Genomic DNA, 14,728 nt, shown 5'->3' on the forward strand with positions numbered 1-14,728 from the left:
GGAGTAGTCTATGTAGCGGTAAAAACACTTTCCTGATGGTTGTGTATGGGCTTGTGTTGTTGTTTGCGTTTTAGCAGAAAGTAGCAGTTTGGCTATGTCTCATGATTGTGAGAGTTCTATGTCGTCAGTATCTGATGGTTCTGTTGGGTTGGTTTCTCCTTCTGAACGTTCGTTGACGAAGTCGTTGAGTCCTCGTCATCTTTCGATGATTGCTTTAGGCGGGGCTATTGGTGCGGGTCTTTTGGTGGCGTCTTCTACTGCTATTACGGTTGCTGGTCCTGCAGTGATTCTTTCTTATGTTTTCGCTGGTGTTATTTTGACTCTGGTGATGCGCATGTTAGGTGAGTTGTCTTCAGCGTCTCCGCAGACTGGTTCTTTTTCTGCGTATGCTCATCGTTTTATTGGTGCTTGGGCGGGTTTTACCGTGGGTTGGTTATATTGGTGGTTTTGGGCTGTTACGGTTGCTATTGAGGCGACGGCTGCTGCCACGATTATTTCTGGGTGGTTTCCGGCTTTTGAGCAGTGGGCGGTTGCCGGTGTTCTTGTTCTTGCTTTGACGCTTTTAAATCTCGTATCGGTTCGGGTTTATGGGGAATCTGAGTTTTGGTTTTCTTCGGTTAAGGTGTTTGCTTTAGGTCTGTTGATTGTGTTGGGTGTGTTGGCGCTTGTAGGTGTTATCCCTCATTCTTCTGCGGGCCTTTTCCAGTTGGTTGGTCATGGTGGGTTTTTCCCGCATGGTGTGGGTGCTGTGTTTAGTGCGCTTCTTGCCGTCATTTTTTCAATGTTTGGCGCTGAGATTGTTACTATTGCAGCTGGTGAATCAACACATCCGCGGGAGTCTGTGGTAAAGGCTGTACGTGCTGTGTTGTTGCGTATTCTTATTTTTTATATTGGTGCTATTGCTGTGACGTTGTGTGTGGTTCCGTGGACGTCTATTGTCTCGGGTGTTTCACCTTTTGTGACGGTTTTTGAGAGTTTTGGTGTCCCGTATGCTGCGGTTGTAATGAACATTGTGGTTCTTACGGCGCTTATATCGTGTTTGAATGCATCGTTATATAGTTCTTCTCGCATGCTGTTTGCTATGGCTTCGCGCGGTGATGCTCCGAGGTTTTTGGGTGGAGTTTCTTCGGTGGGTAGCCCGTGGGTTGCGGTTATTTTTTCTTCGTGTGTGGGTGTTGCGTCGGTTCTTTTGAATTATTTTATGCCGGATGCTGTTTTTAGTTTTTTGGTGAATACGACCGGTGCTACTGGTATTTTTGTGTGGCTTTTTATTGCAGTGTCTCATCTTCGTTCTCGCCGTATTCTTTTGGCAGAGGGTGTTGATGTGACGACTCGTGCGGATGTGCTTAAGATGTGGGCTTTTCCGTATCTTAATTGGGTGCTTATTGTTGTGTTAGTTGCTCTTTTGCTGTTTATGGGTGTGAGTATAGAGCACCGTTATGAGGTTCTTATCTCTACTGGCGTGGCAGTTGTGGTGGTGTTCTTTGGGTGGTTGCGTTCTGTTCGCGTAACTCGTTAGTTGTTATTGTGATGTTGAGTTTTCTTCGTTGAGTTTTTCAAGCATTTCGTTGTAGGCTTTGAGGTCTGCGTCGCCGTCGCGTTCGGCTTGCCGGTCTAGTCGTTTGGCAACTTTTTTGTCGGATGCTGCCCATTGAATACCGACGGCTACAGCGATGAGCATGGTGGGTAGTTCGCCTATCCCCCACATGAGTGATCCGCCAAGTTTTTGGTCGTCGATGGCGGATAGTCCCCATTCTCTTCCAAGGTTTCCAAACCATGATGCGGCAAGTAGTGTTTCCATATTCATCATGGCAATACCAACAAATGCGTGGTACCCCAACGTTGCGATGAGGAGGATGAGACGCATGGGGTAGGCGGGACGATACGGGATGGGATCAATTCCGATGAGTACGAGAGAGAAAATGTATCCGGTCATTAAGAAATGGATAATCATCAACTCGTGACCCACATGGTAGGAGAGTACGAAATTGAGTAATGGTGTGAAGTAAACGATGACGATAGAACCGGCAAAGTTAACGGCTGCGAAAATGGGGTTTGTGACGATTTTGGACCATCGAGAGTGAATAATTCTCAAAATCCATTCTCGTGGGCCTCGTGTTCCGTCTTGGCGAGGTTCTAAAGCCTTCAAGAGGAGTGTGATAGGTGCTCCAAGGACGAGAAAAATGGGAACAATCATGGTCAGTGACATGTGTTCCACCATGTGTGCGGAGAAGAGTACTCGACCGTAAATGGCTAAGGCTCCGGAGGTGACATAGTTCAGTGCGAAGAGTCCAACTAGCCAAGAGACGGTTCGCATGATGGGCCATGTTCCGCCAGCTTTTTTCACACGATAGTAGGCCCATAGGTAAAAGTATCCTGCACAGCAGATGAGGAATACCCATAGCCAGTCAAAACGCCATTGTGTAACCCAATGGGTGAGAGAGGGTTCTGGTGGCATATCGTACCAGGTGATGATGCGTACAGGTGGGGCGTCGGTTGCAAGGGTTTCTGGAACGGGTGGGGCGGTTCGAGAGAGTGATACGGCTAGTCCACTTGCTGCGCCCATAATCATAATCTCAGCGATAATTGCGCGCCATATGCCGATGATGGGGCGAATTTCCCCACGTGACATAGCAGGTATGAGGTAAAGTCGGTGAACTGCACCTATGACCCCTAACATCATGGTCAGGATGAATTTTGTGAGAATCATATTGCCGTAGGCTGTGGTGAATAGTTCAGAAAGATTATTCATACGCACAGCAGCGTTAATAATTCCTGATAGAACGATAAGAATAAATCCGAAGAGTGCTACTGCAGAGTATCTTCTGAGAACCACAATTGCCATTGGGGCACGACGGTTCAGAGTAGTATTAGTGCCTCGCTCTTGTTCTACGGTGGTGCCGGTTCCTGCTTCTGGTGCGCTAATTTGCTGGGAGATGTAGGCGAGCGCAATCAGCCCACCGCACCAGCTGATAGCTCCTAAGAGGTGCAGTCCGAGGGAGTTGACGGCTCCCATATGGTCTGCACCGCCGGCGGAGTGTCCGCCTAATGCCATATCGATGATGGCGATTAGCGAAATACCCCAGGTGATAAGTAGTCCTAGTAGTGAACGTACCGCAAAGATGAGTGTTGAGACGGTAGCTGCAACGATGATTGTTGTGGCTTGTTCTTTTCCTGCATCGATGTCGGTGATGTAGCTGATGAGTTCTGATGCGTAAGAGCTTGCAGCGGTTATCGGTCTGCCTGAGATGTCGGAGTAGGTAAGTACGAGCACTGCTATAGCGGTGAGTGTCCAAGTCACTGATAGTGCTGATGCGAAGTTAAGCAGTGCGGTAAAGGGAGGGTATTCTGCTCGTTGTTTTTGATGTTGAGTGGAGTTTTTTCGGAAGGTTTTTGTGTTCAGTGTTGAATCCCTAAAGCGTGGGATGATGCCTATAGCAAAGATGAGAGCACCCATTGTTGCCATCATGGCGAAGTTATGAAGTACTTCAACGATAGGTAGCCCCCAGCGGACAAAGGCTCCGGCGTCGACAAGAGCAGTTGCGTTGCTTTCGCCGGTGACGAGTAATGACAGGATAAGTAGCAGCAGGGCTGATATGGGAAATGCCCAAATCCATTGGCGGCTTACTCCCCCGTAAGAGAGTGCTTTGATAAGCTGTGAGGTCTTCTCTTGAGGTGTTTTTTGTTGCGTAAATCGTCGCTGCGCCATGGGGTTGGTTGTTCCTGTGTTGTGGTGTGGTGTGTCTGTGGTGATGGGCTTGTTATGGCTGGGAGGGTTTGAAGAGGTTTTCTCCGATAAATCCATTTTCTTGGCATCCGGCGGGAATCGCAAATACTGCTGATCCGATGGGTACCGTCCAAGTGTTCAGCATGTCGAGTTGTGCTAAGCGTTTTTGGATGGGAACGAATTGTTGTGTGGGGTCACTCTGGTATGAGGCGAAGATTAGTCCGCTTTGGGAGATGCCTCCGGTAGTTTCTCCATGTCGTGAAAAGCCTGATGCGTCTGTTACAGGAAGGTCGTAGTTGTATCCTCGTCGAAGGATACGTTCTTGGGGTTCTTGTGGGCTTGCTCTACGTATGTGTGCGTAGGGTGCGATGACGTTAAATCCGAGGTGGTCTGTTGCCGAGAGGTCGGGTATGTCGTGTTCTTTTTCTCCGGTAAGAGGTGCTCCGTTGCTTAGCTTTCTGCCAACGGCGTCTTCACGTGCAATTCTGTCTGCTTCGTCCCAGGTGTCGATATTCATATGGATACGTCGGATGACGATAGAGGTTCCGTTCTCTTCCCATGCGGGGGTCTTAGGGTGTTTTCCCCATACGACTTGTTCCATGCTGTTATCTGATGTTGTGGGGTTGACGGTCCCGTCAACTTGCCCAAAGAGGTTTCGCATGGTCTGCCCGGGTTTTTGGGATCCGTACGCGTGGCGGAATCCTTCTTGTACCCATCGGATAGTTCCAAAAGTTCGGGTGTCTTTGAGTAGCATTCGTTGCGCATGGGCGACGGTCATTCTGTCGTCGGCGCAGATTTGAATGAGGAGGTCGCCGTCACTCCAGCGTTCTTGTAGCTGGTCGATTTGCGCGAAGGGTGGTAGTGGTTTGAGCCATGGTGGTTTTTGGCGGGGGTTTGCTATCTCGAAGATTTTTTCGCCGAATCCAAAAGTGATGGTTAGTGACGCTGGAGTTTCTGCGAGTTCTGGTTCTTGGTCAACGATTGGGGCGTGTCCTTGAGTGAGTTGCGCGGCGTCATCGGTGAGGATTCTGAGCAGACGGCTTAGCTGTTGAGCGTCGGTATCGTCGTTTAAGTCGATAGCGATAAAATGCCCAATTGCTGGTGCTGGTGTGTCTATTCCAGCTTGCCGTGCCCCGTAAAAGGATGTTCTCGATTCCTGAAGAGGTGCAACTTTTTGTTCTTTTGTTGTTTCTTGGTGGGTTTCGGGAGACATCCTATGGATTGTTTCTGTTGCAAGAGCTCCGATACCTGCGCCGAGGGCACCTGCAACGAGGTGTCTACGTGTTGGTGCTGGTTTTGTTTCTTTGTCAGAAATGTGTGCGGGGGTCTGCTCAGAATCACTCATCGGTTTCCTCAAGGTGGAGGTTTTCTAAAACGCTATCAGCGTCTTAGATGTCGTAGGTATTATTGTGCGCATTGTGGAAGCACGGTTTGGGAGTTGTCTTCGCTTTCAGACATGCCATCCATATGGTGCATTCCTTCATGTGAGTCGCCGTGTTCATGTGAGTCGCCGTGTTCGTGGGAGTGCTCACCATGTTCGTGGGAGTGCTCACCATGTTCGTGGGAGTGCTCACCATGTTCGTGGGAGTGCTCACCATGTTCGTGGGAGTGCTCACCATGTTCGTGGGAATGCTCACTACCTGCAGGAGTATGTTCCTCGCCAGGAGCATACTCTTCTTTCGCACCAGCATAATCGCGAGCGACTGCTTCAAAGCCAAACTCTTGACCATCTTCGGTTTTGAGGGTGACATTTGCACGAAGTCCTGCAGGTAGGGAACATTTCATTCCCACTGCCATAATGTGGTTTCCGCCTGGTTCAAAGACAAAATCTTCTCCGGGGTTGATGGTAAAACTTGTCACTTGTTTCATCATCGTTGAGCCGGTAGCGGGGTCCTTCTCTGTAGTATGCAGTTGCGTATCATCAGAGATAGAGCTCGTCGCAGAAACAATGGTGATGGGTTTATCCGTAGTGTTTTTTACTTTCCCGAAGAACGCGGTCATACCACCTTTTGTAGCTTTAACCCAAGTATCAGAAAAGACCAGTGCACTATTTTGCTCAGAGGCATTCGTTGTAGTTTCTGTAGGTGTCGTAGCAGTACTGCTAGCATCTGCAGAAGATGTGGGAGTAGCCGAGCTTTGAGAATGATGGTTTGAGGTATCTTGTGCTCCGCAGCCCGTAAGGACAAGCGCACCAATAGCGACAGAGCTCAATAGGACAGTAGTTTTGGGTGTAGAAATCTTAAACATGAGTATTCCTCAAAAAAAATATAATAAAACGCTTTTAGGAACGTTTGGTGATAGAAAAAGATGCCTTAGGAAGAACGCCTGTTCTTAAGAAGGAGAACGATAACGGCGACTACCGTAGCTAATGTTGCGAGAGAAAAGATAATGCCTTTATTTTTCTCGATCAAAGAGGTTTCTGGCGCATCCTGTTTTTCGGTTGAAGCTTCGTGAGTTGCTGTTGCTTCCGTAGCCGATGTTTTCGGTGCACCTTCACCGACGACGAACTCGTATTTTCCTTGAATGGGGTGTCCATCTTCAGAAACTACTCGCCACGTAACGGTGTATGTTTCGTTAGCTTTTTTGTCTCCTGAAAGTGTCGTCGAGACATCTTTTCCTGAAATTTCTGGAGATTCGCTAGCGATAGATTCCCCCGTCGAGGTTGTTACTCGTACTTGGTTAGCTCCATCGACATCTAAAATATTCCCACTATATTTGAGGGTGATTTTGTCAGGTAGCTGGTTAAGGGTTTCTCCATCGGCAGGAACCGTAGAAATAAGTTGGTCATGGGCTTGAGCTGGAGTAATGGCTAAGGTGCTCAAACCTAACACTAATAGTGCGTATAGAGCAGAGATTAGTGTTTTATGGAGTGCACGAGATGGTGCTGTCTTCATATATATTCCTTCTATTGTGTTGTTTAGTTATGGAAAGAACAACGCAATAGAGGTGGGCCTCGTCGAGGCTGTGTAAGAAGAAGTAGCAGGGTATGGAGCGTCTGCTCAAAAAAGTAGATTGGCACACGGTATGTTCGGGGAAGGTGAATGTGTACCGGTGGAGTCCAGAACAGTTCTGTCAGGCGAAGGCTTAGGGCGTTGAGACAACGACGAATCGTTTCTTGTCCATAGCAGAACATGCCAAAAGTTATTGCTGCCGCACCGATGTGAAAAAGCACCATCAGTGGCATATTCCCATGATGCGCATGGTGGGTAGTAGTCTCTAGATGCAAGCTAAAGTTGAGCCGTTGAGCTCCATGATGATGGCGGTGTGTATCGGTCAGTGACGTCCCGCTATATGCAAGCATGAGATGCAATAATCCTTGTCCAAGGAGTATTGCTCCAGCTAAGAGATATTTTGATATGCGATACGTACTAAACGGCAAACAAGCTAATGCTGTCAGTGCGGTGCAGAGAAGCCAGATAATAGGGTGAGGCAAACCGCCTCCTGCAATACCGTGAGCAAGAGCTCCTACTGAGGTGGAGGTTAGTGCGGTACACCATGCACGCAGTAGTTGTTCAGTACGTTCAGAAGACGAGCGGTCGAGGGATGTGTGTGTCATCCGTTGTGGCTCCTCTCCTGTGTATCCAATACTTTTTTCTAGTGTATCTGAGGTTTCGTCCTCTTGAGGTTACTGAAACATCTATACCCGTAGATATACAGAAGAGGTTGCTTCATCTTTCGATGAAACAACCTCTTTTGTAAGTCTTTGACAAGTTTTTATTTCTTGTTGGAGACTGCTGCCTTCAGCTTGGAACCAGCGGTCAGCTTAACACCATGACCAGCAGGAATCTGAATAGTTTCCCCGGTCTGTGGGTTGCGACCGGTGCGTGCAGCGCGGTCAGTGCGCTCAATAGCCATCCAACCAGGAATGGTAATCTTTTCGCCTTTGGCGACAGACTTCTCAAATACCTGGAATAGTGCGTCTAGCACACCGTTTACAGCTGCCTGGCTGGTGCCAGCTTTCTCTGCAACCTCTGCGACGAGTTCGCTGCGGTTCTTAGCCATAGTTGCCCCTCCTGAGACTTTATGTTTATCTAGCGATTAGCTCAGTAGCTAAATCGTTACTAGCCAAACCTTACCAGCTTGACTTGGTGATACCGGGCAATTCGCCGCGGTGTGCCATTTCACGGAAACGGACGCGAGAAATGCCAAATTTTTGGAAAGTACCGCGGGGGCGGCCGTCAATCTGGTCACGGTTACGAACACGTACTGGAGAAGCGTTACGAGGAAGCTTCTGCAGTCCGAGACGAGCAGCTTCGCGCTCTTCCGGAGTAGCATTTTCGTCGACTAGGGTCTTTTTGAGCGCTAGGCGCTTTTCTGCGTAACGTGCAACGATTTCTTTGCGCTGTTCGTTACGAGCGATTTTGGACTTCTTAGCCATGTCTTATCGCTCCTCTCGGAATTCTACGTGCTTACGAACAACGGGATCGTATTTCTTGAGGGTCATACGGTCGGGGTTGTTACGACGGTTTTTGCGGGTTACGTAGGTGTAGCCGGTACCCGCAGTGGACTTAAGCTTGATGATAGGACGTACGTCCTTGGTCTTTGAAGCCATGATTAAATCTTCTCCCCGCGTGCAATCATTTCTGCAACAACAGCATCAATACCACGAGCATCAATAACTTTGATGCCCTTAGCGGACACGTTGAGGGTTACGTTGCGGCGCAGTGAAGGCACCCAGTAACGCTTCTTCTGAATGTTCGGATCGAAACGACGCTTGTTGCGACGATGCGAGTGGGAAATGCTGTGTCCAAAGCCGGGAACAGCTCCGGTCACCTGGCAGTTTGCTGCCATAGTTTTCTCCTCCATTTGTTGACGTAATGACGGTGCGCAGGCGGTACATACTTAGCACAAGTGCAAGTTGTATGAGCGTCCCGTCACCAAGGTAGAGCACCGGGTTATTCGCCGGGCTGGAGTGTATGAGACTCAGCTTGGGTGAGAAAACAAGCTAAATCCCCGCCGCGGAATAACGGTGAATAGTTCAAGGTGTCGAGAGGTGTTGCCACCAATGCGACAGCCTTAAATACTATGTAAATACTGGCTTTTATGCAACCTAAAACCACCTTTAAGAATGCAAGATTCCTAGAAACTCAACGCTTCATCAAGGCACTCACACCTCAAAAGATGGCATCAGGTATACTTTCAAGTCATACACAAGTCTACCATAAGTTTATATTTTTGCTTGTCAAAACTGTTTTTAAGATTATTTTGTCTGTCTTTCCAGCTTTTTAAAACAGGGTTTGACCCCGATAAATTACATGCATGAAATTTACAGTGTGAGATTAACGGCTTAATTTTTTCACTCACATTATTCCAACATACAAAGAGGCGTGTCACCCCCAAAAGATTGGGGTGACACACCTCTTCTATTTAACCTTTAAAGGTTTCAACATAGAACGTGAAAGCTATTTATGCTTTCTTCTCGCGAGAGATAACAACCTTCACTGCGTCGTGCTTAGCAGCGTTGCCGAAGAGCTCGTATGCTTCTTCGAATTCATCGAAGGTGAAGTGGTGGGTTGCCATTGCGCGCGCATTGAGGCGTCCGGACTTAACCATGTTCAACAGGTTACCAACGGTGTTGCAGCTTACGAGACCCATGTTGATGGAGACGTTAGAAATCCACATCTTGTTGATAGGAAGCTCCACAGGCTTACCGTGAACACCAGCGTTTGCGATAGAACCGAAGGGGCGAACGATATCCATGCAGGTCTGGAAGGTTGCAGGAATACCAACAGCCTCAATTGCAACGTCTACACCAAGACCGTCGTTAGAGAGAGCCTTAATCTTCTCAATTGCGTCAGGGTCAGAAGCGTTAACCTTGTCGGTTGCACCAAGTTCAAGAGCCTTGTTCATACGGTTCTCGTCCATGTCGACGGTAATAACGCGACCTGCACCACAAAGGTTTGCAGTCATGATTGCACCAAGACCAACGGGGCCTGCACCGATAACTGCAACGGTGTCACCAGGCTTGGTGTTACCGTTGAGAATACCAATCTCAAAACCGGTAGGTAGAGCGTCGGTGAGGAAGAGAACATCTTCATCATCTAGACCCTCAGGTACGAGGTGCACTGAAGTTTCTGCGTAAGGAACACGAACATACTCAGCCTGAGTACCGTCAATCATGTAACCGAAAATCCAACCAACGCCACCAACGGTCTGGCAGTGTGCTGGCTGGTTTGCTTTACAGTAGGAGCACTTACCACAGTTGGTAACAGCAGGAATGATGATGCGATCGCCAACTTTGAGGTCGGTTACAGCTTCGCCAACTTCGGTAATGGTGCCAATAGCTTCGTGTCCAAGAATACGACCCTCTTCAACTTCGGGAACATCGCCTTTAAGAATGTGGAGGTCAGTACCGCAAATAGTGGTGGTGTCAACGCGAGCGATAACGTCGGTTGGCTCCAAGATGGTGGGGTTTGGTACTTCTTCCCAGTTACGCTTGCCGGGACCGTGGTAAACGAGTGCCTTCATAAGGTCTACTCCTCCAATAAATGTCTAGTGTGTTGCCCGTGATGGTACTCGGGCGTTTTCCATCTACACATAAGGATAACGCCCTGTGTTACGCCACACAATACTAACTCGTACTTACTTTTTTTCTACTAAGTTACACATTGTCACCAAGCCATAAAAACAGGGCTTTTACTTGGGAAAACTTTTTTATGCAAAAATAAAAATCCATAAAAAAATTTTTATACCTTAACTCAAGCTGTTTCATAGAAACATACAAGAAAACCTTGGTGTGTCGCATAAAAACTTAGGGTAAATAAGTCCCTAAATCTCGCATTTATAAGAGGTAAAAACAACCTTTATTAAAAAGTATTAAAGTCATGACATTAATACAAAATATGAGCTTTCCAGCAAAAGCTCAACAGCAGAAAATCACCCCAAGATTAAACTATCTAGGCACTTCACGAGTGCTGATTCTAACCAAAAAACAGCACCCAAAGTTATGGATTGCGAACAGAAGACTTCTTATACAGAAGCAAAGACATCGATACAAGCGCAACAATAGCCAGAATATCTGCGAGGAGAACCAGAACACTATTATTCTCTCCAACACACCTGAATAACACCGAAATTCCGGTCATACAGTAAAGAGGCAGAAGACTCATAACCGTCAGAAAAATCCGCTCTCTCAAGACCCAGTAGAGGTAGAACATCAGTAGAAGGACAAAAGAAACAACAGCAAAAATAGAATGAGGAGCATGAAAACTCGCCAAATACGTAGACCAAAGCATCAGCACAACCAGTAAAACAACGGTTAAAGCTTTATTGCCGTCTGCTGTCGTGAACATTGTATTTTCTCCTCCCCCTACGCCAGCCGATTCATAGAGATAGCCAGACATAGGCTATGTCCGCTCTACTAGCATTAATAAGAATAGATATTTTCGCATAGCATCTAAGACCAACTAAAAACCACACTACCAATGAGGCGTACAAGAAAATACCCAAAGATTATTTATATTAATTTTCGATAGATACTTAGGTAATCTCTCGAGCCTGTTTGACACAGCGCAGCTGAAGACAGGCTAACCACTCTTAACCATTAGAGATAACCGCAGTTATTCCTCATTATGCTAGTATTCAATGCGAGTTCCACCTATAATGACACATGTTCGATGTCTACTTGTGACGTCACTTCTTAAGGAGTACCTAACAACAATGAACATGTAATTTCCACTCAGCCCCGCTGAGACGTAACCTCAATTTTTCTACGTCATGGAGATTACTATGCCTTCTATTACTCTTAACACCGTCTCATTTTCTTACGGATCTCGCCAAATACTTAATCACGTAAATCTTCACGTTGCTGAAAGCGAACGAGCATTTATTATTGGCCCCAATGGCAGCGGAAAGACAACACTACTTAAAGTCGCTTCTGGAGAATTGTCACCTACTTCAGGGCAGGTAGTCCCCACCCCATCACAACATTTTGTGCCCGACCCCAATCATTTCGTAGGTCGAGTCAACGACTACTTTGATACCGCATTTGCACCCATCAGAGATTTATCGGCACGTTTTGATCAGATATTGGCTTCGTTATCTGAAGGTGACAGTACATTAGAAACCGAATACGACCATGTTCTTGCTGAAATGACTGCACGAGATGTATGGTCGTTAGACTCTCGGTTAACGGAGACTCTCACTGGTCTTGGACTAAACATAGTCGGTGCATCCCTGATGGAACGTAGCCTCAAGACGCTCTCTCCTGGGCAACGCGCTCGATTACGGTTGGCGGCGTTACTCGTCCTTCGTCCCAACGCCCTTATTCTCGATGAGCCAACGAACCACTTAGATGCGGACGCGGTTAGCTTCCTCTCAGATACCATTCGTCAGTGGGATGGTCCTGTACTTGTATCAAGTCATGATCGGGCTTTTATCGAAGAGACAGCAACCATCATTTATGACACTGACGTTGCAGTATGGAGTGAGTTAGCTAAAGCACGGGGAGAAGATAATTCCGGCGGTCTTTTCCGCAGCCGAGGGAACTATTCGGATTACCTCACCGCGAAGAAAACTGCTCAAGAAAAACATGCACAAATCCATTCGTCTCAGCAGTCCCAAAAACGCAAACTTCAAGAGCACCGTCACGAAAGTATGAAAATTGCTCGCGGTGGAACTCGCCTCAATACTGCAACCGGGGTAGCTAAAAAGTTTTTTGCTGATAGGGCTTCAGCAACATCAGCTAATCGCATGAGAAGCGACGAAATTCGCTTGAACCGTCTAAAAGAGGAAGAAGTTCACAAACCTCGTAGCTACAAGTTACAGTTCCCTCCATACCAAGGTCAGCCAAGCTCGGGGATTGTTGTTTCTGTTAGGCAGGCATCCGTTGCAAACCGACTTCTACCAATAGACATGGATTTATCGGCAGGAGAACACCTCCTTATCACCGGAAGAAACGGCACCGGTAAAAGCACATTACTTAACTGGATTGCGACAGGAAACCCTCCCATAGGAGCAGAAACAAACGGCTCAGTTTCACGTGATGATTCGATTGGCATTGTTCCCCAACACCTCCCGAGTGAAGGATATACAGGATTTAACAATAGACTTTGGCAACAGGGTGTCGGTAAGCTAGGTCAAGGAATTCTGCACCCTTCTATGTGGGCCACACCCATTTCAGACTTATCTGCGGGAAATCAACGACGTGCTCAAGTCGCTATCGTACTAGCGGAAAATCCCTCAATACTGATAATGGATGAACCGACTAACTACCTTGATTTAGACACCATGCAAGCGCTCGAAGAGGCTCTGCGAACGTGGAAGGGAACACTCATTATCGCAAGTCACGATCGTTGGCTTATCGACCACTGGCATGGACGACAAATTCATCTTAAAGACAGAAGTAGCTTCAGGGGCTGAAACTTATCCTATGCCATACCAGCGAACCGAGTACATAAAAAATGGGCGCTTGTTTTCTCAAACAATTTTGAAAAAACAAGCGCCCAGATAATCTTATTCCTAGAATAACGTATTACCGTTTGCACTCATAAGTGGAGCCCCCTACCGGATTCGAACCGGTGACCCCCTGTTTACAAGACAGGTGCTCTGGCCAGCTGAGCTAAGGAGGCATATGCGCTAAGGCACTCAACTAGTGTACCTGAACTTTAGATAATATGCATCTTCAGCAAGACCTAAAAGACAGGAAACACATCACAAAAAAGCGTTTCGCTCACATGCCTAAAAAGACTCATGAGCGAAACGCTTTTTAAAGCTCTACAAACGGCTATAACGTCTTAGAAGATTATTGAGACTACTCAGACTTCTGTTTAGCTTCAATAATGCCGTTAAGCCATGTTGTGAAGTCATTAGAAGTGTACTGTTGTCCATCAGCATAAACCGTAGGAGTACCAGAAACACCGTTATTAGAAGACTCAGGTGTCACAACATTCACGAGAGAACGCCATTTATTGTTATCCATATCGTCCTTGATATCAGCACCATATTTTTTAGCGATATCAATAATCTCAGCATTCTTCATGACTTTACCCTGATGCGAGAAAATCTCTTTCTGATATTCCAAGAATTTCTCTGGTGAAACCTGATTTGCAACAGCATAAGCTGCAGCAGCTGTACGAGCAGAATACTGACCAGCATACTCCCCATCGAGGAAGGTTAGATTACGAATTTCAAGAGTAATCTTTCCCTCTTTAACCAGTTTTTCTATTTCACCACCATAAGCTTTTTCAAATTCAGCGCAGTGAACACAGTTATAATCTTGGAAGATGGTTACACGTACGGGTTTCCCGTTGTGTGCAGCTTCCTCAGGAGTCTGTACGCCTAGAGGCAAAGGTGTTTCTTTTGCCCCTTCTGTCGCTTGATGCGATGCTGTTGCACTATAAAGGCTCTTGATATCGCGTGTAGGCTCATCAGAAGCCCCTTTCTCAATACCGTCAGCAGTCAGAACAATACCACCATATTTATTAGCTGATTCTGGTACAGGCCCTGCATCCTCAATGGTGTTTTTCTTCGTTGTGATAAAGATTGTTGCCACAATAGCGATAATCGCAACAACAACCAAAGCGATGGTTGCTTGCATCCAACGCTTATTAGAACGTGCACCAAGCTTTGCTTGCTTAGCAGCAATCTGGCGAGCACGTTCGCGTGGATCAACAGAGTTTTTAGAATCTTCTTTAGACACTAGAGATACTCTCTTTCATAGTATTTTACGGATAATAGCCTAGCTGAGTTATCTCCCAAGAATAAACGTTATAGAGGCTTTTATAGAAAACTGTCATTCTTTCCACAGGAGTACCAAGTCGTAAAATTCATGGACTTGTTGTTAAATAAAAAAGAGGGGCTTTCACATAATTGTGAAAGCCCCTCAATATCCCGATAAAAACCGGCGGCGACCTACTCTCCCACACCGTCCCCAGTGCAGTACCATCGGCGCAAAGAGTCTTAGCTTCCGGGTTCGGGATGGAACCGGGCGTTTCCCTCTTGCTATAGCCACCGTAAACTTACAACAAAGTCTACGTTGCCTGAAACCTCACTTGGAGGTTA

General features: G+C 46.9%; 14 protein-coding genes, 1 tRNA gene and 1 rRNA gene. 2 read left to right on the top strand and 14 right to left on the bottom strand.

Features of this window, described 5'->3' with window-relative positions; genetic code table 11:
• Positions 1-118 precede the first annotated feature (118 nt).
• Complete coding sequence (locus tag ACN081_RS08230; protein ID WP_419107504.1) at positions 119-1,519, top strand: amino acid permease; 1,401 nt, start codon at positions 119-121, stop codon at positions 1,517-1,519.
• A 3-nt stretch (positions 1,520-1,522) separates the two neighbouring features.
• On the opposite strand, the gene ACN081_RS08235 is transcribed toward ACN081_RS08230, so the two are convergent.
• The 11 genes from ACN081_RS08235 to ACN081_RS08285 all read right to left on the bottom strand — a co-directional run bounded on the left by ACN081_RS08235 (position 1,523) and on the right by ACN081_RS08285 (position 11,019).
• Positions 1,523-3,805 (bottom strand): cytochrome c oxidase assembly protein, encoded by a 2,283-nt coding sequence (locus tag ACN081_RS08235; protein WP_419107505.1) that lies wholly within the window; start codon positions 3,803-3,805, stop codon positions 1,523-1,525.
• Positions 3,762-5,072 carry a Dyp-type peroxidase gene (locus ACN081_RS08240; RefSeq protein WP_419107506.1) on the bottom strand — a complete coding sequence of 437 codons (1,311 nt, stop codon included), beginning with the start codon at positions 5,070-5,072 and terminating at the stop codon, positions 3,762-3,764. Before ACN081_RS08240 ends, ACN081_RS08235 begins: the two co-directional genes overlap by 44 nt.
• A gap of 59 nt (positions 5,073-5,131) precedes the next feature.
• A complete protein-coding gene (locus tag ACN081_RS08245; protein WP_419107507.1) occupies positions 5,132-5,974 on the bottom strand; it encodes a copper chaperone PCu(A)C in 843 nt (280 codons plus the stop codon).
• A gap of 65 nt (positions 5,975-6,039) precedes the next feature.
• Positions 6,040-6,621, bottom strand: coding sequence for a copper resistance CopC family protein (locus ACN081_RS08250; protein WP_419107508.1), 582 nt, complete (start codon positions 6,619-6,621; stop codon positions 6,040-6,042).
• A gap of 23 nt (positions 6,622-6,644) precedes the next feature.
• A complete protein-coding gene (locus tag ACN081_RS08255) occupies positions 6,645-7,283 on the bottom strand; it encodes a hypothetical protein (RefSeq protein ID WP_419107509.1) in 639 nt (212 codons plus the stop codon).
• A gap of 158 nt (positions 7,284-7,441) precedes the next feature.
• Complete coding sequence (locus ACN081_RS08260; protein WP_419102420.1) at positions 7,442-7,729, bottom strand: HU family DNA-binding protein; 288 nt, start codon at positions 7,727-7,729, stop codon at positions 7,442-7,444.
• A gap of 70 nt (positions 7,730-7,799) precedes the next feature.
• Positions 7,800-8,105: a 30S ribosomal protein S14 gene (gene rpsN / locus ACN081_RS08265; protein WP_419102421.1), complete on the bottom strand. Its 306-nt coding sequence runs from the start codon at positions 8,103-8,105 to the stop codon at positions 7,800-7,802.
• Positions 8,106-8,108: 3 nt separating this feature from the next.
• Complete coding sequence (gene rpmG, locus ACN081_RS08270) at positions 8,109-8,279, bottom strand: 50S ribosomal protein L33 (RefSeq protein WP_145175751.1); 171 nt, start codon at positions 8,277-8,279, stop codon at positions 8,109-8,111.
• 2 nt (positions 8,280-8,281) lie between these two features.
• Positions 8,282-8,518, bottom strand: coding sequence for a 50S ribosomal protein L28 (gene rpmB, locus ACN081_RS08275; RefSeq protein WP_419102422.1), 237 nt, complete (start codon positions 8,516-8,518; stop codon positions 8,282-8,284).
• Between the two features lie 615 nt (positions 8,519-9,133).
• Positions 9,134-10,195: a zinc-dependent alcohol dehydrogenase family protein gene (locus ACN081_RS08280; RefSeq protein WP_419103961.1), complete on the bottom strand. Its 1,062-nt coding sequence runs from the start codon at positions 10,193-10,195 to the stop codon at positions 9,134-9,136.
• Positions 10,196-10,671: 476 nt separating this feature from the next.
• A complete protein-coding gene (locus ACN081_RS08285; RefSeq protein ID WP_419107510.1) occupies positions 10,672-11,019 on the bottom strand; it encodes a hypothetical protein in 348 nt (115 codons plus the stop codon).
• A 436-nt stretch (positions 11,020-11,455) separates the two neighbouring features.
• Here ACN081_RS08285 and ACN081_RS08290 point away from each other — a divergent pair, with 436 nt between their 5' ends.
• Positions 11,456-13,087 carry an ABC-F family ATP-binding cassette domain-containing protein gene (locus ACN081_RS08290; protein WP_419107511.1) on the top strand — a complete coding sequence of 544 codons (1,632 nt, stop codon included), beginning with the start codon at positions 11,456-11,458 and terminating at the stop codon, positions 13,085-13,087.
• A gap of 132 nt (positions 13,088-13,219) precedes the next feature.
• On the opposite strand, the gene ACN081_RS08295 is transcribed toward ACN081_RS08290, so the two are convergent.
• The 3 genes from ACN081_RS08295 to rrf all read right to left on the bottom strand — a co-directional run bounded on the left by ACN081_RS08295 (position 13,220) and on the right by rrf (position 14,682).
• Positions 13,220-13,296, bottom strand: a tRNA-Thr gene (locus ACN081_RS08295).
• Between the two features lie 182 nt (positions 13,297-13,478).
• Positions 13,479-14,366 carry a DsbA family protein gene (locus ACN081_RS08300; RefSeq protein ID WP_419107512.1) on the bottom strand — a complete coding sequence of 296 codons (888 nt, stop codon included), beginning with the start codon at positions 14,364-14,366 and terminating at the stop codon, positions 13,479-13,481.
• A 199-nt stretch (positions 14,367-14,565) separates the two neighbouring features.
• Positions 14,566-14,682: ribosomal RNA gene (gene rrf / locus ACN081_RS08305) — 5S ribosomal RNA — on the bottom strand.
• Positions 14,683-14,728: the final 46 nt, after the last annotated feature.

Source organism: Rothia sp. P13129 (assembly GCF_048512865.1).
Taxonomy (GTDB): domain Bacteria; phylum Actinomycetota; class Actinomycetes; order Actinomycetales; family Micrococcaceae; genus Rothia.

Excerpts from the sequence above, each read along its gene's own strand:
- ACN081_RS08255 (WP_419107509.1), bottom strand. The coding sequence starts at position 7,283 with ATGACACACACATCCCTCGACCGCTCGTCTTCTGAACGTACTGAACAA.
- rpsN (WP_419102421.1), bottom strand. The coding sequence starts at position 8,105 with ATGGCTAAGAAGTCCAAAATCGCTCGTAACGAACAGCGCAAAGAAATC.
- ACN081_RS08290 (WP_419107511.1), top strand. The coding sequence starts at position 11,456 with ATGCCTTCTATTACTCTTAACACCGTCTCATTTTCTTACGGATCTCGC.
- ACN081_RS08260 (WP_419102420.1), bottom strand. The coding sequence starts at position 7,729 with ATGGCTAAGAACCGCAGCGAACTCGTCGCAGAGGTTGCAGAGAAAGCT.
- ACN081_RS08230 (WP_419107504.1), top strand. The coding sequence starts at position 119 with ATGTCGTCAGTATCTGATGGTTCTGTTGGGTTGGTTTCTCCTTCTGAA.
- ACN081_RS08235 (WP_419107505.1), bottom strand. The coding sequence starts at position 3,805 with ATGGATTTATCGGAGAAAACCTCTTCAAACCCTCCCAGCCATAACAAG.
- ACN081_RS08245 (WP_419107507.1), bottom strand. The coding sequence starts at position 5,974 with ATGTTTAAGATTTCTACACCCAAAACTACTGTCCTATTGAGCTCTGTC.
- ACN081_RS08285 (WP_419107510.1), bottom strand. The coding sequence starts at position 11,019 with ATGTTCACGACAGCAGACGGCAATAAAGCTTTAACCGTTGTTTTACTG.
- rpmB (WP_419102422.1), bottom strand. The coding sequence starts at position 8,518 with ATGGCAGCAAACTGCCAGGTGACCGGAGCTGTTCCCGGCTTTGGACAC.
- ACN081_RS08280 (WP_419103961.1), bottom strand. The coding sequence starts at position 10,195 with ATGAAGGCACTCGTTTACCACGGTCCCGGCAAGCGTAACTGGGAAGAA.
- ACN081_RS08240 (WP_419107506.1), bottom strand. The coding sequence starts at position 5,072 with ATGAGTGATTCTGAGCAGACCCCCGCACACATTTCTGACAAAGAAACA.
- rpmG (WP_145175751.1), bottom strand. The coding sequence starts at position 8,279 with ATGGCTTCAAAGACCAAGGACGTACGTCCTATCATCAAGCTTAAGTCC.
- ACN081_RS08250 (WP_419107508.1), bottom strand. The coding sequence starts at position 6,621 with ATGAAGACAGCACCATCTCGTGCACTCCATAAAACACTAATCTCTGCT.